This is a genomic window from Phycisphaeraceae bacterium (assembly GCA_019636735.1).
Classification (GTDB): domain Bacteria; phylum Planctomycetota; class Phycisphaerae; order Phycisphaerales; family SM1A02; genus VGXK01.
Genome location: JAHBWY010000028.1, coordinates 1 through 2,076 on the forward strand (window position 1 = coordinate 1; position 2,076 = coordinate 2,076).

Annotated in this window: 2 protein-coding genes; one reads left to right on the forward strand and one right to left on the reverse strand. The window is 63.2% G+C overall.

The annotated features are described in order from the left end of the window. The first annotated feature begins 487 nt into the window (after positions 1-487). Positions 488-1,602 (forward strand): IS3 family transposase gene (locus KF724_13875; GenBank protein MBX3356777.1). Its coding sequence is split into 2 segments (ribosomal slippage): positions 488-737 and positions 737-1,602, totalling 1,116 coding nucleotides; the frame shifts between segments, so codons are not numbered across the junction. A 29-nt stretch (positions 1,603-1,631) separates the two neighbouring features. Here the strand turns inward: KF724_13875 and KF724_13880 are convergent. Continuing rightward, positions 1,632-2,076 (reverse strand): hypothetical protein (locus KF724_13880; protein MBX3356778.1); only part of this gene is annotated, 445 nt, incomplete at its 5' end.

A 2,076-nucleotide genomic window follows, 5' to 3' on the forward strand; every position in this document is an offset into this window, starting at 1 on the left:
TCCCGTTGTTTCAAACTGATCGGTGCTCTAGTCAGTGTATCTTGCTTGGGGGCCGGTGGGGGGATCGGCCTAGGGGGGTGACGCCCTCACGCCGGCGGCGGGGTCGCGGGTCGTGGGGACCACCTTAGGGAGGGGGGCCAGCATTACGTCAGTGCAATGGTTCGAGCCTTATGGCGCCTTGAGTGGTGTTGTGGCTTGTGCGGTGTAGAGGTGATGCGGTGCGGTTCGCATCGGCTTCGCCTCGCTCAGGCTTATGGGAGAGCTTCGCATCGGCTTCGCCTCGCTCAGGCTTGTGGAGAGAGCTTCGCATTGGCTTCGCCTTGCTCAGGCTTGTGCGGTGTAAAGGTGATGCGGAGCGGCTCGCATTGGCTTCGCCTTGCTCAGGTGTTGCAAAGGGGAGCCTGGTGGTGGGGGTGACGTGCCTGCCGAAAACTGGCCCAGCGGCTGATACAAAGTTGACCTTCTCCGCGCATCACGGAGAGGCAGCATGCGGAAGAGCAAGTTCACCGAAGAGCAGATGGTCCGGATCCTCCGCGAGGCGGACAAGGCGCCGGTCGCGGACGTGGCGAAGAAGCACGGCATCAGCGGCGAGACGCTGTACACGTGGCGGCGCAAGTTCGGGACGATGAACGTCGACGACGCCAAGCGGCTGAAGTCCCTGGAGGCGGAGAACGCGAAGCTGAAGAAGCTCCTCGCCGAGCGGATGCTCGACATCGAGATCCTGAAGGACATCAACTCAAAAAAATGGTGAGCGCGCCCGCGCGCCGGCGACAAGTGGTCCACGCACAGAAGCGCTGGCGCGTGTCGGTCCGGCGAGCGTGCGCGCTTCTCCGCGTGGCTCGGTCGAGCGTGAAGTACGTCTCGAAGCGGGAGGCGGCCGACGCGCCGGCCGTCGCGAAGATGCGCGAGCTCGCGGCCCGGTACCCGCGCTACGGCTACCGCATGATCCAGGGCATGTTGGCGAACCAGGGCACGAAGATGAGCGTCGACCGCGCCCATCGGCTCTGGAAGCTCGCCGGCCTCCAGGTGGCGCGTCGGCGCCCGCGCAAGCGCGTGGCGACAAGGCGGCCGAGACCAACGCCGCCGAACAGCCCGAACCACCTCTGGGCGATGGACTTCGTCCACGACACCTGTGCGGACGGTCGCGCCCTCAAGTGCCTCACGGTCGTCGACGAGTGGACCAGGGAGAGCCTCGCCATCGACGTCCGCAGCGCCATCCGCGGCCCCCGCGTCGTCGAGGTGCTCAGCCGACTCGTCAGCGACCGCGGGGCGCCGCGCTACATCCGCACGGACAACGGGCCGGAGTTCGCGTCGAAGGCGCTGCTCGCCTGGATGAACAAGGTCGGCATCGAGAGCGCCTTCATTGACCCCGGCAAACCATGGCAGAACGGGACGAACGAGAGCTTCAATGGTCGATTCCGCGACGAGTGCCTCGGAATCGAGTGGTTTCGAACGCCCGCCGAGGCCCGTGCCGTCATCGAAGGATGGCGACTGCATTACAACGGTGCGCGGCCACATTCGAGTCTCGGGGGATTGACGCCGAATGCGTTCAGGATGAAGTGCACGAAGGAAGAGAGACAGCGGAGTCGGGCAAGTTTGTAGAAACGCGTGGTCCTAGAAGGGCAGGCACGTCAGAGCTGCCCGCGAGTACAAAGCACCTTTCCGCGCTCTTCGTCGGGGTCCTTCATCACGAGCTTGTGCTCGGTTTTAGGTAGCGCATTCAGCGCGTTCCACGAGAGTTTGTCAATGGACCAAGCTCCAAGCAGCACTGCGCCAATGCTTACGGCTGACTCGGTGTCTGCCATCGCAGGTTTTGCAAGCGCGATGGCATCCTCGAGAGTTTCCATCTTCTGAATTATCTCGGCGGGAGTCATCGCGGGGGGAGGTGGAGCTGGGGCAGGAGGTGCAGATTCCGGTGCAACGACAGGCCTCGTCACGATCGTCTCGCTCTTCTTTTTCTTGCAGCCTGTGGCGCCAAGTCCCAGAAGAGGGGCTACAGTTAACGCAGCAACAACGATTCTCATTTGTATACCTTTCTGAACGGACCTAAGGACAAACTCAGAGGTGCTGAGCTGA